This window comes from Vibrio sp. 10N.222.55.C6, from assembly GCF_041473395.1.
In the GTDB taxonomy this organism is placed as follows: domain Bacteria; phylum Pseudomonadota; class Gammaproteobacteria; order Enterobacterales; family Vibrionaceae; genus Vibrio; species Vibrio crassostreae_C.
Genome location: NZ_JBFRSD010000722.1, coordinates 1 through 579, shown reverse-complemented (window position 1 = coordinate 579; position 579 = coordinate 1). Strand labels below are relative to the sequence as shown.

Here is a 579-nt window from a genome sequence, read left to right as displayed (position 1 = left end):
CTTGCTGAATACCCAAAATGGTCAAACGAACAACAGGAGGAAGTGCGAATATGATGGTCACCACGACACCCGGAACGTTACCGATACCAAACAACATGACGATCGGTACTAAATAAACGAAGGCTGGTGTGGTTTGCATAGCATCCAAAATTGGGCGCACGAATTTAGCCGCCGTGTTACTTCGAGCGAGCCATATCCCCATGGGTAAGCCAATCAATAGGCAGAAGAATACGGATGTCATGACCAGTGACAATGTGGTCATTGCTTCAGACCAAGCGCCAATCAAGCCAATGAAAGTCAAAGATACGGCCGTTGCAACGCCAAGCTTCAAGTTTGAAAACTGCCATGCCACTAGAAACAAGATGATCAACATGAATGGTGCTGGCGTAGACACCAACGCCGTTTCAAATGAACTTAGGATAAAATCGATAGGCACACGGATTGCCTGGAATAATGGGCGTCCGTGCTCAACTAACCAATTCAGTCCAGACTCAACCCAAGTGTCAACAGGCAGCACAGCCTCTGCAAAAGGGTTAAGTGGATCAAAAGGTGTCGTTTCAACGGTTTCGCTGCTTAACC

General features: G+C 47.3%; 1 protein-coding gene. It reads right to left on the bottom strand.

Annotated features, from left to right (window positions below):
• On the bottom strand, nucleotides 1-579 hold a 579-nt coding region (locus AB4486_RS25825; protein WP_372119586.1), incomplete at both ends, for an ABC transporter permease subunit.